Source organism: Bradyrhizobium sp. WYCCWR 13022, from assembly GCF_030435535.1.
Lineage (GTDB): Bacteria > Pseudomonadota > Alphaproteobacteria > Rhizobiales > Xanthobacteraceae > Bradyrhizobium.
In genome coordinates this window covers 554,575-573,468 of sequence record NZ_JAUIZJ010000002.1, presented here as the reverse complement: position 1 = coordinate 573,468, position 18,894 = coordinate 554,575, and the positions used below count along the sequence as shown (strand labels likewise).

The window sequence follows — 18,894 nt, the reverse complement described above, 5'->3', positions numbered from 1 at the left end:
TAAGAGTCCAATCGCGTTGCGCTTGCCGCGGGTTGAGATAGGTGTCTGGCAAAGACAACAAGAAAACCGACTATTGCCATGACCCCGTTTTCTGAGCCGTCATTTTATCAGGGCGATCGCCAGACCTATCGCCGCGTCGCCGTCGTCGGCACGCTGTTCTGTCTCGCCTTTGTGACCATCAGCGTTTCGCTGCGGCCGCAGCTCGGCGACTCGCGCGTCGCGGTCAAGGCCGACCGGCTCGTGCGCACCGCGGGCCAGCCGCTGCACGCCAACTAGCGCTTGCCGCGATAGACCTCGTCGTCGGCGGTGTCCTGCCGGCACGCGACGCCGCTGCTCGCAAGCGCGACGAAGCCGGCATAGCCGGACAGATTGAGCAATATCTCGAGCCAGGCGGGCATGGCGAGCCTCCTCGTGCGGAAGATCACCTCAACGTGCGCGGGAGACACTTGTTCCGGGCTTGCAAAGCAAACGCCGCCTCAGAGCGGCGAGGTGGGATCGAGCCGCCGGCCCAGCGCCGCGACCGATTCCGTCGTGGGCGCATCCTTGAGGAACTCGGCGATGGCGCGGGCGAGCTCGCCGTCGCTCATCGGCGTCGGCGGCGGACGCAGCGCGCCGACACCGAAATTGCGGACGATCTCGTCATAGTGCCGTGCGTTGGTGTTGGGAACGAGCCTTCGAATGCGGGACAGCAGAGCGGATATCGGCAATCTCTCCTCCTCGACCTCCGCCCCGTTGGCAGCAATTGATCTCTGCTGCCATTTTCTCGTTTGAAACTGAAAACCCCGCCAGCACCGCGGAGATGCTGACGGGGTCTTCGTGCTGTCGCCTCAACCCGGATGGCGAAGGCTCCCGCACTTGCAGGTTCAATCCGCGCTTGCGGACATTGTTCCCTGCGCTGCGAGATTTTTTCTGCGCCGCTCGGTTCCGACAGACGCGAACCATCGCGCCCGATCGGCGTTGTCATGCCGAGATGCGAAGGAGGAGATCATGAAGAAGACACTCGCTGTTCTTGCGACCGTCGCCGCCGTCGGCGTGACCGCGGTTGCGGCACCGGCGCCTGCGCAGGCGCGCGGCATCGGCCCGGGTCTGGCGTTCGGTCTGGCCGCTGGTGCGATCACCGCTGGCGCGGTCGCCGCGTCCCATCCGTACGGCTATGGCTATTACGGCCCGGGCTACGCCTATTATGGCGGCCCGGCTTACTACGGTCCCGGCCCGTACGCCTATTACGGCAGGCCGTATTATCGACATCACCGTTACTACCGTCACTGGTAACGGTTGAGGAATCGAAAAGCCCGGAGCGACGCTCCGGGCTTTTTTCGTTTGCGCAAATTGCTGCGCGATCTCTCAAGGCCACAGCGAGGGCCGTTCAACCTTGCGGGCGTTCTCGAGCGTCGAGACAAAATACTCTTCGCGCTCGCGCTTGAATTTTTCCTGCGTGGCACGGAAGGCGGCGACACGGGCGGCGATCTCTTCGCGTTCGCGGATCTTGCGTTGTTCGTCTTCGGTCATGTCAAATCCCCACTCCACTTGAGTATGTGTGCACTTCTGAACTCAAGCACTGCCGCCGCAATCACGTTGAGTCGCGTCAACACATGCATTGGCGCTTCTGATTGGGGCGTCAATGGGGAGGCGGCATTGCAGGATTGTGATAAGCGATGGTCGGAAAAAATTGCCGCGCTGATGTCGTCGACGACTTGCGCGGCGGTGGATAAGAGCGTCAACAATCTTGTCGCTTGCGCATGATGCGGCTAGCGCGAGATTGAATCGGGAGGCGGCGCGTGATTGCAGAAGACCTTCAGAGCGGCGTCGAACGGCTCGGCGACATGATCGCGCGCGCGAAGATTATCGTGCCGTTCACCGGCGCCGGCATCTCGACCGAATGCGGCATTCCCGACTTCCGCTCGCCGGGCGGAATTTGGACTCGCAACCGCCCGATCCAGTTCGACGAGTTCGTCGCGAGCCAGTCGGCGCGCGACGAATCCTGGCGGCGGCGTTTTGCGATGGAGGAGGTGTTCGCTGCAGCCAGGCCCGGACGCGGCCATCGCGCGCTTGCCTCGCTTCATCGTGCCGGCAAGATCCCCGCGGTCATCACCCAGAACATCGACAATCTGCACCAGGCCTCGGGCTTCGCCGCCGATCGCGTGATTGAACTTCACGGCAATACCACTTACGCGCGCTGCATCGGATGTGGGCAGGCCTATCAGCTCGACTGGGTGAAGCGCCGTTTCGACGCCGACGGCGCCGCGCCCAACTGCACCGCATGCGACGAGCCGGTGAAAACCGCAACGATCTCATTCGGTCAGGCGATGCCCGAGGACGAAATGCAACGTGCGACCGAGCTGTCGCAGGCCTGCGATCTCTTCATCGCCATCGGTTCCTCGCTGGTGGTGTGGCCGGCGGCGGGTTTTCCGATGATGGCGAAGAACGCCGGTGCACGTTTGGTGATCATCAATCGCGAGCCGACCGAGCAGGACGACATCGCCGACCTCGTCATCCACCACGACATCGGCGAAACGCTCGGGCCGTTCGTCGGCAATTGAGGCGTTATTTTGATTCGCGGCTGTGCAAGCTGTTCATAGGTTCCGGCGAATCTCTTTTTTGTCTATGCCTCGCAACCGGGAGTGTTATCTTTTGAGTCGAAAGATTCGCGTCGCGTCGAAGTGAGAAGATTCTCTTAAGACGCGTGATTCGAGCGCCGCCAATGTGGCGGGTTGCATGAAATGTGTGGGGTCCGGGGTTATGGGGTCGTCGGACGGATTTGAGTCCAAGAAGCTGGGAGTTCCGGCGTCAGCCGAGCACGGCGCCGGTCGCGACAGCGCACTCAGTCCCTTCACCGGGTTAGGTGAGGGCAGCGCCAACCTCGTCGAGGTTCATGGCGTCATCAAATGGTTCGACGCCTCAAAGGGCTACGGCTTCATCGTTCCCGACAATGGCTGGGCCGACGTGCTCCTGCACGTTACCGTGCTTAGGCGCGACGGCTTCCAGACCGCCTACGAGGGCGCCCGCATCGTCGTCGAGTGCATCCAGCGCGCCAAGGGCTACCAGGCCTTCCGCGTGGTCTCGATGGACGAGTCGACCGCGATCCATCCCGCGCAGATGCTGCCGCCGCGCACCCACGTCACGGTGACCGCGACCAGCGGCCTCGAGCGGGCCCAGGTCAAATGGTTCAATCGTCTGCGCGGCTTTGGCTTCCTGACTTGCGGGGAGGGCACCCCCGACATCTTCGTTCACATGGAGACGCTGCGTCGTTTCGGCATGACCGAGCTGCGGCCGGGCCAGTACGTGCTGGTCCGCTTCGGGCCGGGCTCCAAGGGCATGATGGCGGCCGAGATCCATCCCGAGACTGGATCGCCGGGCCTCCAGTCGCATTAGCGGCTTCAAATTCCCGCATTCGTGAGCAGAAGCGCGCGGCCCCGGCCGGCGCGCTTCTGGCTTTTGGGACGGTGGCCGCGTAAGGATGTCGCAGTCCCACACCGTTGGGCCAGTCATTGCCGTTTCGAGTTTCCTGCCCAGTGTCCTGCCGAGTTTCCCGCCATGAGCTTTGATCGAAAGACCGCCTGGTCCGTTGCCGGGTGCTGGCTTGCCGCCGCTCTCGTCATTGTCGGGTTCGCCGTTTCAGGCGCGACCGTCCGCGCCGCCAGCTTCCAGCCGCTCGAGATCGTCACCAGGAACGGCGTCCAGGTGTTCTCGGTGGAGATGGCGACCACGGAGGAGGAGAAGCAGACCGGGCTGATGTACCGCAAGGAATTGGCGGACGGCAAAGGCATGCTGTTCGACTTCAATCCCGAGCAGGAAGTATCGATGTGGATGAAGAACACTTATGTCTCGCTCGACATGATCTTCATTCGCGCCGACGGCCGCATCCTGCGCATCGCGGAAAACACCGAGCCGCTCTCGACCAGGATCATCTCGTCAAAAGGGCCCGCCCGCGCGGTGCTGGAGGTGGTGGCGGGAACAGCGCAGAAATACGGCATCCGCCCCGGCGATCGGGTCGGTCATCCCCTGTTCGGCAGCAAATAGGCTCTGAGGATGTCGCCTGGTCGCTCTGGCCGGTGGCGGGACGCTTGCTGGGCCTTCTGGAAGCGTGTATCGACGGGGCTCGCCGGACATTCGGGGTATAGCGCAGCCTGGTAGCGCGGCAGTTTTGGGTACTGCAGGTCGTTGGTTCGAATCCAGCTGCCCCGACCAGCATTTTCAACGGCTTACACCAGAAGAGAGTCGTCCAGCCTCCCGGAAAATTTGAGTTGGAGGGGGCCCGGTCCCGCGGACATCTTGCGGCTGAAGTCGCGCGCCTTGGGATGTTCTCGCTTGCGCGCGCTGTGCGGTTGTTGGAGCATTTCCTTCATAGGGGCGAGCGAGGAGAAATGACATGGCGCAGACCATTCATTCAGGCATCCTCCGAAAGCTGATTGCCGTCTCACTGGTGCTCGGCAGCTCGAGCGTTCACGCGCAAAACTGCGCGCAAATGTCTCCGGGTCCGCTTCGCCGCCAGTGTGCGGCCGCGAACCATCCGGGATTCGAGGCGAGGCTGGAAAGGTGCAAAGACGAGGCCCGATCGATGGGGCTCACCAAGAGCGCGGGAGATCCCGCCATCAAGGAGTACGTGCAATCGTGCATGCACCGTCGATAGCCGCATAATTCGGTGATGCGCACGGTGGCCGACCTCGATCACGCGATTCCCATGCCGCGACGATCGACGTGAACTGAATCGCCCTGCTGATCGGTTCGGGCGCGGCCGGCCAGTTCCGCCGTCAGGATAACAGCCAGTCGACCAGATGCCAGGCGAGCCAGCCCAGCGCGCAAATCCACCCCATCATCGCGATTGCCGCGACCCCCAGCCAGAACAGTGCAAACAGCGATGTCCGGGGCTCCACTGCCTCGGACAGTTTCTCGGTCGTATCGATTTGGCTCACATCATCCCCTTGGCCGGCGGCCTGTTCGTTGGTCTCTGTTGGTTCACGAAAATTCACCGGCCGCGCTCCAACTCACACGGACGTGAGACGTGGTGACTGTCCATCACGGGCAAGCGGGAGCCGACAGCGAACTGCTCGCCGGCCCGGTGAACAGATGGGAAAAACCTGCAACTCGGCGCGGGGCGATTGGTTGCTGGCCGGGAAGCCGAGATTGATGGGGCCGACGCCTTTAATGCGTGCGGAGCGCCTGATTCGCGCAGTCCCGGCGTTGAAGGGATGAACAGGGCGCAAACGACGCCGTGCCCTCGAGGTCCCTTCAAGCGAGGTTCTCATGTCGATCAGTGCGATTGCGTCATCCACCGCCGCGATGACGGCGATCCCGTCGAGCGCCGCGAAATCGTCCTCGACAAATTCGTCCACGTCGTCGACCTCGTCCACGTCGACCACCTCGTCAGCGACATCGTCGTCGCAATCGGCGAGCGGCAGTTCGGGATCGGGCGGCGGCAGCTCGTCCAAGACCATCGTCAGCGAGGTCTCAACCACCATCAACGGGATCACGACGACGACGATCACCTATTCCGACGGAACCACCGAGGTGGAGACATCGGCCGCCAGCTCCCAGGCCAGCCAGCGCAACAGCCAGGCGGGACAGACCTACAACGCGCAGGGCGCGCTGAGCACCAACGCCGCGACGGCCGCGGCCGGCGGCGTCTGAACCGGCGCGCAATCACCTGGACTTCATCGAACCTTTGGGCGTCGCCATAGACATATCGGTGTTGGGGATTTCAGCGCCCAATGCCTAACGGACGCCGCCAAGCGATGATATTCCGCTTGCGCGGCGTTGCGCTTCTTGCAGCTCAGCTCGATGCGTGCCAGCCCGCCGGAAACGGGATCAGCGGCCAGACCTGATAGTTGTCGTTGGCGGCGTTCGGCGACCCCTCAAGGGGCGGCGCGTCTTGAGGTGGCTTCTCATGAGCTGGTCTGGCCCCGGGTGTCGGCGAAAACATCGCCAGCTGCAAATATGCACACTGCAAATTCATGATGATCAACCTGCGCAATCAGCTTTTCAAAATTCAGTCTGAGCTCGAAATCGAGGGCAGGCACTTCGCAAACGACGTGCGTATTCTCAAATTGTGCAGGTATCTTAGAAAAAATAGACAGGCGATTCAACCGGCAAGGCTGCTGTCTGTCGCCAGGTAAGGTTGATCGGTTAGGTTAAGCACGAGCTCTCGTTGCGGCCGTTTCGGCGGCTGCTATCAAACCGGTCCCGGCACGCGACGACATCCGATCAGCGCCTCACACGAGATCACATTCGTCGCGGCATTTCGTTTCGCGCGAGTTGTCCGTCATGGCTTTCGATCTCACTTCGAAAACTCTCCGCCAACGGTCGAACTGGACCGAGATCTGGCACCTCTGGACCATCATCGTGCCGCGCCGTTCAATCAACGGGCAGCTCGTCTACGGCAAAGTCTGGCGCCGTCACGACGGCCGTGACTGGATCTACAAGAAGTTCACCGAGTATGACGGCGAGGCGGCGGCCTGAACGGACGCCGCCACGCGTCTCAGGCGGCCTTCTCGGCAGCCTTGGTGGCGGCCGGAGGAGCTGCGGGCTTCGCCGGCGGCGGCTTCAGCGGCTTGTCCTGTCGCTTCGACCAGGAGATGTAGTAGGCGACCGTCGTCATGATCGCGATGCCCGCGATGGAGACGAACAGCTGGGCGAACAGCGAGCCCGAGCTCATCGACAACTCGAAATGGCCGACGAAGGACAGGAACACGCCGACGCAGAACACGGCGAGCGATTGCTGGCCGCACACGATCACAGGGTCGAAGATCTTCCACTCCAGGCCCGGCCACTCCTTCGGCACGAAGCGGATCACCATGATCACGATCACGACGAAGTGGATGAAGCGGTAGGGCGCCAGATTGGTCTTGTCGTTCGGGTTGAACGCCGAGAACAGCCATTCCGGAAACATGCCGCCGAAGGTGGGGAAGCGGCCGGCCATGGTCATGACCAGCGCGAACAGCAGATAGGCAATGCAGAACCAGAGCGTGATCGGCGAGTTGATCAGCGTCATCGAGCGGCGTGCGCCGCCCATCGCACACCAGGCGCCGAACACGAACAGCACCTGCCAGCAATAGGGGTTGAAGTACCACTGGCCGGCCGGATAGGCGTTGAGGTTCAGGCCGAAGTGGCGCGCGGTCAGCCACAGGATGATGGAGACCGCCATCGTCAGATCGGGCTTTCGCAGCATGAACCACAGCACCGGCGGAAACAGCCCCATCAGCACGATGTAGAGCGGCAGCACGTCGAGATTGAGCGGCTTGAAGCGCAGGAACAGGCCCTGGCGCAACGTCTCGGTGGCGTTGTCGACGAGGCCTGCGACGTTGAACTCGTTGATCATCTCGGAATCGCCGAAGCGCAGCGCCAGATAGCTGATCGAGGCGATGTAGATCACGAACAGGATGATGTGGGCGACGTAGAGCTGCCACACCCGCTTGGTCAGGCGCGTCGCGCCGACGACGAAGCCGCGCTCCAGCATCATCCGCGCATAGACGAAGGAGGCGGTGTAGCCGGAAATGAAGACGAAAAGGTCGGCTGCGTCCGAAAAGCCGTAATTGCGCGTCGTGATCCAGTTCACGACGTTGTCGGGGATGTGGTCGAGGAAGATCGCCCAGTTGGCGATGCCGCGAAACAGGTCGAGCCTGAGGTCGCGGCCCTTTTCGGGGAGCGTGGCGTTGATGTTCAGGAAGGCCATGCGACGGAAGCTCTCGAATGGGGCGGGTACGCTGAAGTCGGCGAGGCGGATGTTGGCGAGGCAGATGTTGGCAAGAATTGGCCGCCGGGCGGGATTTCCGGGCGGAAGGCGGGGACGCAATTGTCACAGTGCAGCATAATGACTATACCCGTCGGTGAAGGACCCGGGAGGGCCGGAATCACCGATCAGTTCCCGAAGGGTGTCTCTATACTATGCCCGCGGTTTGCACCAATCGCTACCGTGACGCATGAAAATCGAACGAAAGACCAAGAGGCCGGACCGCCAATGACCGCACGCATTTTCAAGCCCGCCAAGAACGCGATGCAATCCGGCCGGTCCAAGACCAAGGAATGGCAGCTCGACTACGAGCCGGAGCAGCCGCGCGCGGTCGAGCCGCTGATGGGCTGGACCTCGTCCGGCGACATGAAGCAGCAGATCACGCTGCGCTTCCACACCAGGGACGAGGCGGTCGCCTATTGCGAGCGCAAGGGCATCGCCTACCAGGTGATCGAGCCCCAGGAATCCCTGCACCGCCAGGTCGCCTACGCCGACAATTTCTCCTTCCGTCGCGGCGAGCCCTGGACGCACTGAGGGCCCCTCGGCCGCCTGATCGCGAGAAGCCTTGGCACCTCTTCCACCGCGTGCTTCGCTGGCCCGCATGACGGGACCATGACGAGGTGGGGGATGGCCGGGCGTGACCAGCTCGACGGCATCGATCTGAAGATACTCTCCGAGCTGCAGCAGGACGGGCGCGTTCGCAACAACGAGCTGGCGCTGCGCGTCGGCGTGTCCGCGCCGAACTGCCTGCGGCGGCTCAAATCGCTGTTCGGCCGCGGCGTGATCCGTGCGGTCCGTGCCGTCATCGACGAACGGCTGCTCGGCTATGAGGTGGTGTCGTTCGTCTCGATCCAGCTCCGCAGTCAGGCCCAGCCGGTGCTCGAGGCGTTCGAGGGCTCGATAGCCGCGATCCCGCGGATCCAGCAGTGCTGGCGGATTTCCGGCGACACCGACTATCTCCTCAAATGCGTGGCGCCGAGCGTCGAGAGCATGCGCCAGCAGCTTCTGCATTTCGCCGCCATGCCCAACGTCAAGAACGTCCGCAGCTTTCCCGTGCTCGGCGTCGCCAAGGACGTACCGCTGCCGGTGCAGGAGCTCGCGGCTGCGGCGGCAGGATAGGGCCATGCGAGATGACGGCGGCTTCGCGCTTCAGCGATAGCGGCCACGAAACTCGCGCGGGCTGGCGCCGGTCCAGGTGCGGAAGGCCCGCGAAAAGCTCTTTTCGTTTCGGAAGCCGGCGATCTCCGCGATCCGCTTGATCGGGGTGCGGCCGCGCATCAGCTCCTGCTTGGCGAGCTCGAGTTTTGCCTCTTCCTTGAGTTCGCGCAGCGAGGTGGCTTCCTCGCGCAGGCGGCGGTGCATGGTGCGGGTGGAGAGCGCGAGCTCGCTGGCGACATCCTCCGCGCCCAGGATACGCCCGCGCGCCTCGCGCAGCACGCGCCTGACGCGCTCGACCAGCAGCCGGTCGCGGCGATAGGGCAGCACGGTCAGCCGCAGCGCGCCCTTGAGCATGCTGTCGAGGTCCGCGGCGCTACGGGTCAGCGGCAGCGAGAGGTAATGCTTGTCGAAGACGATGCGGGCACCGTCCGCATCGAAGCGGACATGCTTGCAGAAGATGGTCGGATAGACCGAGACGTGGCCGGGCTCTGGATACGGGAATTCCGCGGCGCTGAGCGCGATCGCGGAATCCACCGCCCAACAGGAGAATCCGAGGACATAGCGGAGCAGGGTGACGAGGCAGAATTCGCGTAAGGGTCCGAGATCGCGCTGCTCGCGAAGGGAGACGGTCGCGGTCTCGCCGCTGACCGCGAGCTCGAACAGCACGTCCTCGGTCAGCAGGCGGTGATGCCGGCACCAGCGCTTGAGCGCCACTTCGAGATTGGGTGCGGTGATCGAGGCACGGCACAGCATGCCGTAGGTGCCCCACGGCAGTCTGCGCGAAAACCAGCCGAGCGCCTCGTCGTCGAGCTCGCGCATGGCGTGGCCCGCCAGCGCTTCGAACTGGGCCGCCGTGACCCGCCCATCGGCCGATCCTGCCACGTCGGGCTGGACCTGTCCCCTGGCTAGCGCCTCGGCCGGATCCCGCCCGTAACGGCGATAGGCCGCGACCACGCCGCGGACGAAGGCGACGGGGGTCATGGCACGGCGGGGCGTGGCGGTTGCGGCCTGAAAGGTCATCGAAAATCCCTTGGAAAATCCTCGCCAAACTTGGCGGAAAATGCAACCTTTTCGACCGCCACGGCGCCCGGGCGGGGGTAGGTTCGGGGCCGATAAGACCATTGGAGGAATCGCCGTGAACATCCCGAGCATCGACTTCGATCTGGGCGAAGACATCGGCATGCTGCGCGATACCGTGCGCGCCTTCGTGGAAGCGGAGGTCGCCCCGCGCGCCGCCGAGGTCGAAAAGGCAAACCTGTTTCCTGCCGATCTCTGGAAGCGCTTCGGCGATCTCGGCCTGCTCGGCATGACCGCGCCGGAGCAATATGGCGGGTCCAACATGGGCTACCTCGCCCATGTCGTCGCCATGGAGGAGATTTCGCGTGGCTCGGCCGCGGTCGGGCTGTCCTACGGCGCCCATTCCAACCTCTGCGTCAACCAGATCCGCCGCAACGGCAATGATGCGCAGCGACAGCGCTATCTGCCGAAGCTGATCTCCGGCGAATATGTCGGTGCGCTCGCGATGTCCGAGCCGGGTGCCGGCTCCGACGTGGTGTCGATGAAGCTGCGCGCCGACAAGCGCGGCGACCGCTACGTGCTCAACGGCTCGAAGATGTGGATCACCAATGGCGGCGATGCCGACGTGCTGGTGGTCTACGCCAAGACCGATCCTGAGGCCGGCCCGCGCGGCATGACCGCCTTCCTGATCGAGAAAGGATTCAAAGGTTTTACGCATGGCCAGCATCTCGACAAGCTGGGCATGCGCGGCTCCAACACTTATCCGCTGTTCTTCGACGAGTGCGAGGTACCGGCAGAGAACGTGCTCGGCAATGTCGGCGAGGGCGTCAAGGTGCTGATGTCCGGTCTCGACTATGAGCGCGCGGTGCTGTCTGGCGGCCCGCTCGGCATCATGGCGGCCTGCATGGACGCGGTGGTGCCCTACATGCACGAGCGCAAGCAGTTCGGCCAGCCGATCGGCGATTTCCAGCTGATGCAGGGCAAGCTCGCCGACATGTATTCGACCTGGCAGGCCACGCGCGCCTATGTCTATGCCGTGGGCAAGGCCTGCGACCGCGCCAATCACGCGCGCACGCTGCGCAAGGACGCGGCGGCTGCGATCCTGTATTCCGCGGAGAAGGCGACTTGGATGGCCGGCGAGGCGATCCAGGCACTCGGCGGCGTCGGCTACACCAGCGAGTTTCCGGTCGGCCGGCTGTGGCGGGACGCCAAGCTCTACGAGATCGGGGCGGGTACGTCCGAGGTGCGGCGCATGCTGATCGGCCGCGAGCTGATGTCGGAAACCGCTTAAATCCTCCACGCAACCTCGTCACCAGAAACGCGGGACCTCAATGCCGCTCCATTCCAGCATCGATCCATCCTCCCAGGATTTCGCGCGCAATTCCGAATCCATGCGGGCGCTCGTCGCGGATTTGCGCGAGAAGCTCGCCCAGGTCGCCGGCGGCGGCGGCGAGGCCTCGCGCAACCGCCACACCTCGCGCGGCAAGATGCTGGCGCGCGAGCGCGTCGATCTCCTGGTCGATCCCGGCACCTCGTTCCTGGAACTGTCGCCGCTCGCGGCCCATGGCCTCTATGGCGGCGACGTACATTCGGCGAGCGTCGTCACCGGCGTCGGGCGCATTTCGGGGCGCGAGTGCGTCATCGTCGCCAATGATGCCACCATCAAGGGCGGCACCTACTACCCCATGACCGTGAAGAAGCATCTGCGTGCGCAGGACATTGCGCGACAGAACAATCTGCCCTGCGTCTACATGGTCGATTCCGGCGGCGCCTTCCTGCCGCTACAGGACGAGATCTTTCCGGACGAGCGCCATTTCGGCCGCATCTTCTACAACCAGGCCCAGATGTCCTCGCAGGGCATCCCGCAGATCGCCATCGTGATGGGCTCCTGCACCGCCGGCGGCGCCTACGTGCCTGCGATGTCGGACGAGAGCATCATCGTGCGCAACCAGGGCACCATCTTCCTCGGCGGCCCGCCGCTGGTGAAGGCTGCGACGGGCGAGGTCGTCAGCGCCGAAGAGCTCGGCGGGGCCGACGTGCATTCGCGGCAATCGGGCGTGACCGACCACTATGCCCAGAACGACGCCCACGCGATCGGCATCGCGCGTCGCATCGTCGGTACGCTGAAGCCGTCTGCGCGGCCAAACCTCAACATGCATCCGCCGCGCGATCCGCTGTTTGCGGCGGAGGAGATCTATGGCGTGGTGCCCGTGGACGGCAGAAAGCCGTTCGACGTGCGCGATATCATTGCTCGCGTAGTAGACGGTTCCGAGTTCGACGAGTTCAAGAAACTCTATGGCACGACGCTGGTGTGTGGCTTCGCGCATATCTGGGGCTACCCGGTCGGCATCATCGCCAACAACGGCATCCTCTTCAGCGAAAGTTCGCTGAAAGGCGCGCATTTCATCGAGCTGTGCTGCCAGCGCGGCATTCCGCTGGTGTTCCTGCAGAACATCACAGGCTTCATGGTCGGCAAGAAATACGAGGCCGGCGGCATTGCGCGCGACGGCGCCAAGCTGGTGACGGCGGTCGCGACCGCATCCGTGCCGAAATTCACCGTGGTGATCGGCGGCTCCTACGGCGCCGGCAATTACGGCATGTGCGGCCGTGCTTATTCACCGCGCTTTCTGTGGATGTGGCCGAACGCGCGCATCTCGGTGATGGGCGGCGAGCAGGCCTCGATGGTGCTGAGTCAGGTCCGCCGCGACAATATCGAGGCCAAGGGCGATAGCTGGTCGAAGGAGGCAGAGGACAAATTCCGCAAGCCGATCCGCGACCAATATGAGAGCCAGGGGCATCCCTATTACGCGACCGCGCGGCTGTGGGACGACGGCGTGATCGACCCAGCCGACACCCGCCTCGTGCTCGGCCTTGGCCTTTCGGCGGCATCGAATGCGCCGATCGAGCCGACGAAGTTCGGCCTGTTCAGGATGTGATGCGATGGACCGCTCAAAGCTCTACCGCCGTTTTCGCACGCTCCTGATCGCCAATCGCGGCGAGATCGCCTGCCGCGTGATCCGCACCGCGCGCGCCATGGGTCTGCGCACGGTGGCGGTCTATTCCGAAGCCGATCGCGATGCGATGCATGTCGCGCTCGCGGACGAGGCCGTGCTGCTCGGGCCTGCGCGCGCCCGCGACAGCTACCTCGATGTCGAGCGGCTGATCGAGGCCGCGCGCAAGACCGGCGCCGAGGCCGTGCACCCCGGCTACGGCTTCCTGTCGGAGAACGCCGAGTTCGCGCAGGCTTGCCTCGATGCCGGCCTCGTGTTCGTCGGCCCGACCGCCGAGATGATGACGGCGATGGGCTCGAAGTCAGGCTCGAAAGCACTGATGGAGAAGGCGGGCGTCCCGCTGGTGCCCGGCTATCACGGCGAGGCCCAGGACGATGCGACGCTGGCGAAGGCCGCCGACAAGATCGGATTCCCGATCCTGGTCAAGGCGTCCGCCGGCGGCGGCGGTCGCGGCATGCGCATCGTGCGCTCGGCGGCCGAGCTTACGCCGGCCATCGTCAGCGCCAAGCGCGAGGCCAAGGCGGCATTCGGCGACGACCGCATGCTGATCGAAAAATATGTCGACAATCCCCGCCATATCGAGGTGCAGATCATCGGCGACAGCCACGGCAATCTGCTCTCGCTGTTCGAGCGCGAATGCACCTTGCAGCGCCGGCACCAGAAGGTGATCGAGGAGGCGCCGTCGCCGACGCTCAATGCGGCCCAGCGCGAGACGGTCTGTGCCGCAGCGCGGAAGGCGGCGGGTGCGGTGAGCTATGTCGGCGCGGGCACGATCGAGTTCGTCTCCGACGGCAAGGACGTGTTCTTCATCGAGATGAACACGCGCCTCCAGGTCGAGCATCCCGTGACCGAATTGATCACTGGGATCGACCTCGTCGAATGGCAGCTGCGTGTCGCCTTCGGCGAGGCGCTGCCCATGAGACAGGACGAGATCAAGCTCAACGGCCATGCCATCGAGGCGCGCGTCTACGCGGAGAATCCGACGAAGAATTTCATGCCGTCGGTCGGCAGGATCTCGACATGGCGTTTGCCGGCCGAGACCGGCGGCCTGCGCATCGATGCCGGCTATCGCGAGGGCGATGGCGTCTCGCCGTATTACGATGCGATGCTCGCCAAAATGATCGCATGGGCGCCGACGCGCGATGTCGCGATCGATCGGCTCAATCGTGGCCTGGAAGATTCCGATGTCCGCGGCATCGTCACCAACATCCCGTTCCTGTCGGCGCTGATCACGCATCCGAAGGTGCGGGCGAATGCGATCGACACCGGCTTCATCGAGCGCGAGCTGGCGGTGCTGACGCAGGCCCCGTCGGCGCCCGGCGAGCTCGATCTGTGTGCCGCGGTTGCCGCAATCGTCGATGACGAGCGACAGGTAGCGCTAGGTGAGGCGGCGTCACCCTGGCAGATCTTTGGCTGGCAGCCGGTCGGCCGCCGCCAGCGCAATTTTGCGTTCCGCGTCGGGCATGGGTCCGAGCAGAAGATCACGCTGAACTATGGCAGCGGCCCGTCGACGCTCGTTATCGGCGAGCGTGAGCTGGCGTTCACGGTTGCGCCGAAGGATGGCGGCTTCGATCTGACGCTGGATGGCGTCAAGTCCTCCGTTGCCGTCGTGATCGACGGCCACGAACTCTACTTGCGTACACGCAATGGCCGCTTCGACCTGCACTGGGTCGATCCGTTCGGCGGCGAGAGCGAGGAGCATGTCGGCGAAGACAAGATTGCGGCGCCGCTGCCGGGCACCGTCGTCGCCGTGCTGGCCGAGGAGGGCGCCAAGCTCGAGAAGGGCGCCCCCATTCTCACGCTGGAAGTGATGAAAATGGAGCAGACGCTGCGGGCGCCCTATGCCGGCGTGCTGAAATCGATCAAGTGCAAGGTCGGCGATATCGTTCAGGAAGGCATCGAGCTCGCTGTGGTCGAGGCTTCCGGGGAGTGACATGAGCGAACCCGTCCGCATCATCGAGATGGGGCCGCGCGACGGCCTCCAGAACGAGAAGACGCCTGTGAGCGTCGAGGCTCGCATCGCCTTCATCGAGGCGCTGGTCGCCGCCGGGCTCGATACGGTCGAGGTCGGCGCGTTCGTCTCGCCCAAGGCGATCCCTCAGATGGCAAGCTCGGACGCCGTGCTGCGCGGCGTAAGCCACGTGAAGGGCGCCGAGTTCCATGTGCTGGTGCCGAACGAGAAGGGCTATGACGCCGCACGCGCCGCAGGCGCCAAAGTGGTCTCCGTGTTCGCTGCGGCCTCGGAAGGCTTTTCGCGCGCCAACATCAATTGCACCGTCGCGGAATCCATCGAGCGGTTCAAGCCGGTGCTGGCGCGCGCCAAGGCCGACGGCGTCCCGGTGCGCGGCTATATCTCCTGCGTGCTCGGCTGTCCTTTCGACGGCGAGATCAAGCCGAAGGCGGTCGCAGATCTTGCGAGCACGCTGTGGGAGCTCGGCTGCTACGAGATCTCGCTCGGCGATACCATCGGCGTCGGCACGCCCGACAAGGCGAAGGAGATGCTGCGTGCGGTCAGCGCCAATATCCCGCCGGCAAAGCTCGCGATGCATTTCCACGACACTTACGGTCAGGCGCTCGCCAATCTCTATGCCGGGATGGAGGAGGGGGTCCGGGTCATCGATGCCGCCGCCGGTGGGCTCGGCGGCTGTCCCTACGCGCCCGGCGCGACCGGCAATGTCGCGACCGAAGACGTCGTCTACATGCTTGAGGGCATGGGCGTGAAGACCGGCGTCGACATGGAGAAGCTGCTGGCGGCGACCAACGCGATGAGTGTCGTGCTGGGCAAGCCGCCCGTGAGCCGCGTGGCCTCTGCGCTGAACGCGAAGAAGAAGCGGGCCGTCTCCTAGTCCTCCGGCGGAGAGGGCGCTACCTGCTCCCGTCCGGCCCCATCACCAGGTCCGGCAGCCAGGTCGAAATCTCCGGCACCAGGCACAGCAGCAGCACCGCGGCCATCATCAAGAGCACGAAGGGCAGCGTGCCCCAGATCACCTCGCTCAGCGAGATGTCGGGAGCAACGTTGCGGATGACGAAGATGTTGAGGCCGACGGGTGGATGGATCAGTCCCATCTCCATCACGATGGTCATGACCACGCCGAACCAGATGATGTCGAAATTGGCGGCGCGGAGCGGCGGCAGGATGATCGGCGCGGTCATCAGGATGATCGACACCGGCGGCAGGAAAAAGCCGAGCACGACCACCATGACGAGGATCGCGAACAACAGCCCCCAGCGCGGCAGATGCATCGCGACGACGGATTCGGCCGCCGATTGCGAGATGTGCAGATAGCTCATCACGTAGGAATAGAGCAGCGACATGCCGATGATCATCATCAGCATGGTCGATTCCCGGATCGTCGACTTCATGATCGGGCCGAGATCTTCGGGCCGCCACACGCCATAGATCGCCGCGATCAGCCCGAGCGCCAGGAGGCCGCCGAGGCCGGCCGTCTCCGACGGCGTGGCGAAGCCGCCATAGAGGGCTGCCATGACGCCGGTCAGGAGCAGCACGAACGGGATCACGCGCGGCAGCACGCTGAAGCGTTCGGCGAGCGTGTACTCGTCGCGGGCGAGAATGGCGGCCTCGGGGCCGCCGTTCTTGTAGGCGGCTTCGGCCGCGGCATATTCCTGGCGAAAGCGGAAGACCGCATAGAATCCGAACAGCGAGACCAGCAGCAGGCCGGGGCCGATGCCGGCGAGGAACAGGCGCCCCAGCGACTTCTCGGCAGCGACTGCAAACAGGATCATGGTGATCGACGGCGGCAGCAAAATGCCGAGCGTGCCGCCGGCGGCAATGATGCCGGCCGCGAAACCGCCGGAATAGCCGCGCTTGCGCATCTCGGGGATGCCGGCCGAACCGATCGCCGAGCAGGTCGCCGGGCTCGAGCCCGCCATCGCCGCGAACAGCGCGCAGGCGAACACGTTGGCAACGCCGAGACCGCCCGGCACGCGATGCAGCCAGGCATGCAGGGCGGAATAGAGGTCCTGGCCGGCGCGCGATTTGCCGATCGCGGCGCCCTTGAGGATGAAGAGCGGGATCGACAGCAGCGTGATTGAGGCCATCTCCTCATAGACGTTCTGCGTCACCGTATCGAGCGAGGCCGCGGGCATGTAGATGCCCATGAACGCGACCGCGACCGCGCCGAGCGCGAATGCGATCGGCATGCCCGAAAACATCACGAGCAGCGTCACGACCCCATAAGCGACGCCGATGCCGAAAACGCTCATGGACGCCTGGCTCCCGCGAAAGGCAGCGCCAGCTGCACGAGGATCTGTACGCAGAGCAGGCTCATGCCGAGCGCCATCAGGGAATAGGGAATGGCGAGCGGCGGCGACCACATCGAGTTCGAGACCTGGCCGTCGACATAGGCCTCGTGGGTCAGCGTCCACGACTTCCAGGTGAAGAAGGCGCAGAACAGGAATGTCGCGACGTCGACGATCCAGAGCCGGATTTTGTTCGCAAGGGGCGACAGCAGGCCGACGAAGGCTTCGATGCCGATATGGCCGCGGCTCTGCTGTACATAGGCTGCCGTCATGAAGGTCGCGCCGACCAGCAGGAACACGGCCGCCTCGTCCTGCCAGTAGTTGGCGGCCTTGAACAGCGCGCGGCTCAGCACGCTGTAGCTCAGGATGGCGCAGGCCGCGACCAGCGCCAGCGCTGCGAACACGACGATGACGCGATTGAGGATGGCGAGGCCGCGATCGAGCACTGCCGCAAGGCCGGTTCCTGCGGCAGTATTCGCCGTGTCGTCACGATCCGTCAGCGGACCGTGGCTCATGCAGCGACGTCGGAGGCGAGCTTGAGCAGGTTCGCGGCGGTCGCGGTCTTGGCGCCGTAATCCTTCCACGCGGTGTCGCGCGCGATGTCGCGCCACTTGCCGACGGTCGCGGCGTCGAGCGCCGAGACCTTGGCGCCGGCCTTCTCGTAGACCTTGGCAACCTCGATGTCGTCATCCTGCGCGCCCTTTCGGCCGAAGGCCTCGAGCTCCTGACCGACCGCGACCAGGATGTCCTGCTGGTTCTTCGGCAGCTTGTCGAAGATCGCCTTCGACATCATCAGCGGCTCGAGCATGAACCAGTAGGACGCGCCCGCACCAGAGGTCAGCGACTTCGCGACCTCTTCGAGGCGGAACGAGATCAGGCTGGTGGAGGAGGTGATACCGGCGTCGCACGCGCCGGTCTGCATCGCCGCGTAGATTTCGTTGGAGGGCACCGACAGCACCGAGGCGCCGGCGGTCTGGAGCACCATGTCCATCTCGCGCGAGCCGCCGCGCACCTTCATGCCCTTGGCATCTTCCGGCGCCACGATCGGCTTGGAGCGGCTGGCGACGCCGCCGGCCTGCCAAACCCAGGTGAGCAGGATGATGCCCTTGTCGGCGAGGAAGTCGGTCAGCGCCTTGCCGACCGGTTCCTTCTTCCAGCGCATGCCCTGGTCGTAGGTGGTGACGAGGCCGGGCATCAGGCCGATATTGGTCTCGGGGAGTTCGCCGCCGGCATACGGCATCGGATAGAGCGAGATGTCGAGCGCGGCCTTGCGCATCGCGGAGAACTGCGCGTTCGTCTTGATCAGCGAGGAGTTCGGATAGATCTCGGCCGCGATTTCGCCGTTGCTGCGCTTGCTGACTTCGGCTGCGAACATGCGGCACAGCCGGTCGCGGAAATCGCCCTTGTCGATGGTGCCGCCGGGGAATTGGTGCGAGATCTTCAGCGTGGTCGCGGCATGCGCGGTGCCGATGCCGAAGCGAAGAATGGCGGGTGCGACGACGGCGGTCGCGAGCAGATGGCGGCGCGTGAGCATTGGAGTATCCCCCTGGAGCGGTTCTTCGGACGGTTCTTGTTGGACGTGATCTGGGTGGGTGGTGAGATGAGACCGGCGCGGAGGCCATCCTAGCCTGTCTTCAACCCCGAGTTCTCTCATTTGATAGGGCGAGACGGAATGCCGCGGCAAGTGTTCGCCTTGCTGCGCTGCACACGCCCGGCCTGATG

Annotated in this window: 23 protein-coding genes and 1 tRNA gene; 14 read left to right on the top strand and 10 right to left on the bottom strand. The window is 64.4% G+C overall.

Going from position 1 to position 18,894, the window contains the following annotated elements:
* The first annotated feature begins 78 nt into the window (after positions 1-78).
* Positions 79-276, top strand: coding sequence for a hypothetical protein (locus QY049_RS03785; RefSeq protein WP_194476009.1), 198 nt, complete (start codon positions 79-81; stop codon positions 274-276).
* On the opposite strand, the gene QY049_RS03780 is transcribed toward QY049_RS03785, so the two are convergent.
* From QY049_RS03780 to QY049_RS03765, 4 genes are all read right to left on the bottom strand, one after another.
* Positions 273-398, bottom strand: coding sequence for a hypothetical protein (locus QY049_RS03780; protein WP_301268966.1), 126 nt, complete (start codon positions 396-398; stop codon positions 273-275). The genes QY049_RS03785 and QY049_RS03780 overlap by 4 nt on opposite strands.
* Positions 399-476: 78 nt before the next feature.
* Complete coding sequence (locus QY049_RS03775) at positions 477-707, bottom strand: hypothetical protein (protein WP_258761702.1); 231 nt, start codon at positions 705-707, stop codon at positions 477-479.
* A 253-nt stretch (positions 708-960) separates the two neighbouring features.
* A complete protein-coding gene (locus tag QY049_RS38945; RefSeq protein ID WP_367401170.1) occupies positions 961-1,143 on the bottom strand; it encodes a hypothetical protein in 183 nt (60 codons plus the stop codon).
* Between the two features lie 201 nt (positions 1,144-1,344).
* A complete protein-coding gene (locus tag QY049_RS03765; protein ID WP_164933808.1) occupies positions 1,345-1,509 on the bottom strand; it encodes a hypothetical protein in 165 nt (54 codons plus the stop codon).
* 269 nt (positions 1,510-1,778) lie between these two features.
* Between QY049_RS03765 and QY049_RS03760 the strand changes: the two genes are divergently transcribed.
* From QY049_RS03760 to QY049_RS03740, 5 genes are all read left to right on the top strand, one after another.
* Positions 1,779-2,540 carry an NAD-dependent protein deacetylase gene (locus QY049_RS03760; RefSeq protein ID WP_301268965.1) on the top strand — a complete coding sequence of 254 codons (762 nt, stop codon included), beginning with the start codon at positions 1,779-1,781 and terminating at the stop codon, positions 2,538-2,540.
* A gap of 199 nt (positions 2,541-2,739) precedes the next feature.
* The gene (locus QY049_RS03755) at positions 2,740-3,372 is read left to right on the top strand and encodes a cold-shock protein (RefSeq protein ID WP_194476005.1); all 633 of its coding nucleotides are present in this window, start codon (positions 2,740-2,742) and stop codon (positions 3,370-3,372) included.
* A 162-nt stretch (positions 3,373-3,534) separates the two neighbouring features.
* Positions 3,535-4,020, top strand: coding sequence for a DUF192 domain-containing protein (locus QY049_RS03750; RefSeq protein WP_301268964.1), 486 nt, complete (start codon positions 3,535-3,537; stop codon positions 4,018-4,020).
* 91 nt (positions 4,021-4,111) lie between these two features.
* Positions 4,112-4,188, top strand: a tRNA-Pro gene (locus QY049_RS03745).
* A gap of 181 nt (positions 4,189-4,369) precedes the next feature.
* Positions 4,370-4,630 carry a hypothetical protein gene (locus QY049_RS03740; protein ID WP_194476003.1) on the top strand — a complete coding sequence of 87 codons (261 nt, stop codon included), beginning with the start codon at positions 4,370-4,372 and terminating at the stop codon, positions 4,628-4,630.
* A gap of 121 nt (positions 4,631-4,751) precedes the next feature.
* Here QY049_RS03740 and QY049_RS03735 read toward each other — a convergent pair whose 3' ends face one another.
* On the bottom strand, positions 4,752-4,970 hold the full coding sequence (locus QY049_RS03735; protein WP_301268963.1) for an RNA-binding protein: 219 nt from the start codon (positions 4,968-4,970) through the stop codon (positions 4,752-4,754).
* Positions 4,971-5,244: 274 nt separating this feature from the next.
* On the opposite strand from QY049_RS03735, the gene QY049_RS03730 reads away from it, so the two are divergent.
* Positions 5,245-5,628 (top strand): hypothetical protein, encoded by a 384-nt coding sequence (locus QY049_RS03730; RefSeq protein WP_301268962.1) that lies wholly within the window; start codon positions 5,245-5,247, stop codon positions 5,626-5,628.
* A gap of 633 nt (positions 5,629-6,261) precedes the next feature.
* Positions 6,262-6,456 (top strand): hypothetical protein, encoded by a 195-nt coding sequence (locus tag QY049_RS03725; RefSeq protein ID WP_194476000.1) that lies wholly within the window; start codon positions 6,262-6,264, stop codon positions 6,454-6,456.
* A gap of 19 nt (positions 6,457-6,475) precedes the next feature.
* Here the strand turns inward: QY049_RS03725 and QY049_RS03720 are convergent, their stop codons facing one another.
* Positions 6,476-7,669: an OpgC domain-containing protein gene (locus QY049_RS03720; protein WP_194475999.1), complete on the bottom strand. Its 1,194-nt coding sequence runs from the start codon at positions 7,667-7,669 to the stop codon at positions 6,476-6,478.
* Positions 7,670-7,954: 285 nt separating this feature from the next.
* Here QY049_RS03720 and QY049_RS03715 point away from each other — a divergent pair, with 285 nt between their 5' ends.
* Positions 7,955-8,260, top strand: a complete 306-nt coding sequence (locus tag QY049_RS03715; protein WP_194475998.1) for an ETC complex I subunit — start codon at positions 7,955-7,957, stop codon at positions 8,258-8,260.
* 93 nt (positions 8,261-8,353) lie between these two features.
* Complete coding sequence (locus QY049_RS03710; protein ID WP_301268961.1) at positions 8,354-8,845, top strand: Lrp/AsnC family transcriptional regulator; 492 nt, start codon at positions 8,354-8,356, stop codon at positions 8,843-8,845.
* 30 nt (positions 8,846-8,875) lie between these two features.
* Here QY049_RS03710 and QY049_RS03705 read toward each other — a convergent pair whose 3' ends face one another.
* On the bottom strand, positions 8,876-9,904 hold the full coding sequence (locus QY049_RS03705; RefSeq protein ID WP_301268960.1) for an AraC family transcriptional regulator: 1,029 nt from the start codon (positions 9,902-9,904) through the stop codon (positions 8,876-8,878).
* 115 nt (positions 9,905-10,019) lie between these two features.
* Between QY049_RS03705 and QY049_RS03700 the strand changes: the two genes are divergently transcribed.
* The 4 genes from QY049_RS03700 to QY049_RS03685 are packed head-to-tail and all read left to right on the top strand — an operon-like array spanning position 10,020 to position 15,758.
* Positions 10,020-11,192 carry an isovaleryl-CoA dehydrogenase gene (locus QY049_RS03700; protein ID WP_194475995.1) on the top strand — a complete coding sequence of 391 codons (1,173 nt, stop codon included), beginning with the start codon at positions 10,020-10,022 and terminating at the stop codon, positions 11,190-11,192.
* Positions 11,193-11,232: 40 nt separating this feature from the next.
* Complete coding sequence (locus QY049_RS03695; RefSeq protein ID WP_301268959.1) at positions 11,233-12,837, top strand: carboxyl transferase domain-containing protein; 1,605 nt, start codon at positions 11,233-11,235, stop codon at positions 12,835-12,837.
* A 4-nt stretch (positions 12,838-12,841) separates the two neighbouring features.
* Entirely contained in the window at positions 12,842-14,845 is a 2,004-nt protein-coding gene (locus QY049_RS03690) for an acetyl/propionyl/methylcrotonyl-CoA carboxylase subunit alpha (RefSeq protein WP_301268958.1), read from the top strand.
* A gap of 1 nt (position 14,846) precedes the next feature.
* On the top strand, positions 14,847-15,758 hold the full coding sequence (locus tag QY049_RS03685; RefSeq protein ID WP_301268957.1) for a hydroxymethylglutaryl-CoA lyase: 912 nt from the start codon (positions 14,847-14,849) through the stop codon (positions 15,756-15,758).
* A 19-nt stretch (positions 15,759-15,777) separates the two neighbouring features.
* Here QY049_RS03685 and QY049_RS03680 read toward each other — a convergent pair whose 3' ends face one another.
* The 3 genes from QY049_RS03680 to dctP are packed head-to-tail and all read right to left on the bottom strand — an operon-like array spanning position 15,778 to position 18,706.
* Entirely contained in the window at positions 15,778-17,136 is a 1,359-nt protein-coding gene (locus QY049_RS03680; protein ID WP_258761670.1) for a TRAP transporter large permease, read from the bottom strand.
* The gene (locus QY049_RS03675) at positions 17,133-17,687 is read right to left on the bottom strand and encodes a TRAP transporter small permease (protein WP_194475990.1); all 555 of its coding nucleotides are present in this window, start codon (positions 17,685-17,687) and stop codon (positions 17,133-17,135) included. Before QY049_RS03675 ends, QY049_RS03680 begins: the two co-directional genes overlap by 4 nt.
* Positions 17,684-18,706, bottom strand: a complete 1,023-nt coding sequence (dctP, locus tag QY049_RS03670) for a TRAP transporter substrate-binding protein DctP (RefSeq protein ID WP_301268956.1) — start codon at positions 18,704-18,706, stop codon at positions 17,684-17,686. Before dctP ends, QY049_RS03675 begins: the two co-directional genes overlap by 4 nt.
* Between the last annotated feature and the right edge of the window lie 188 nt (positions 18,707-18,894).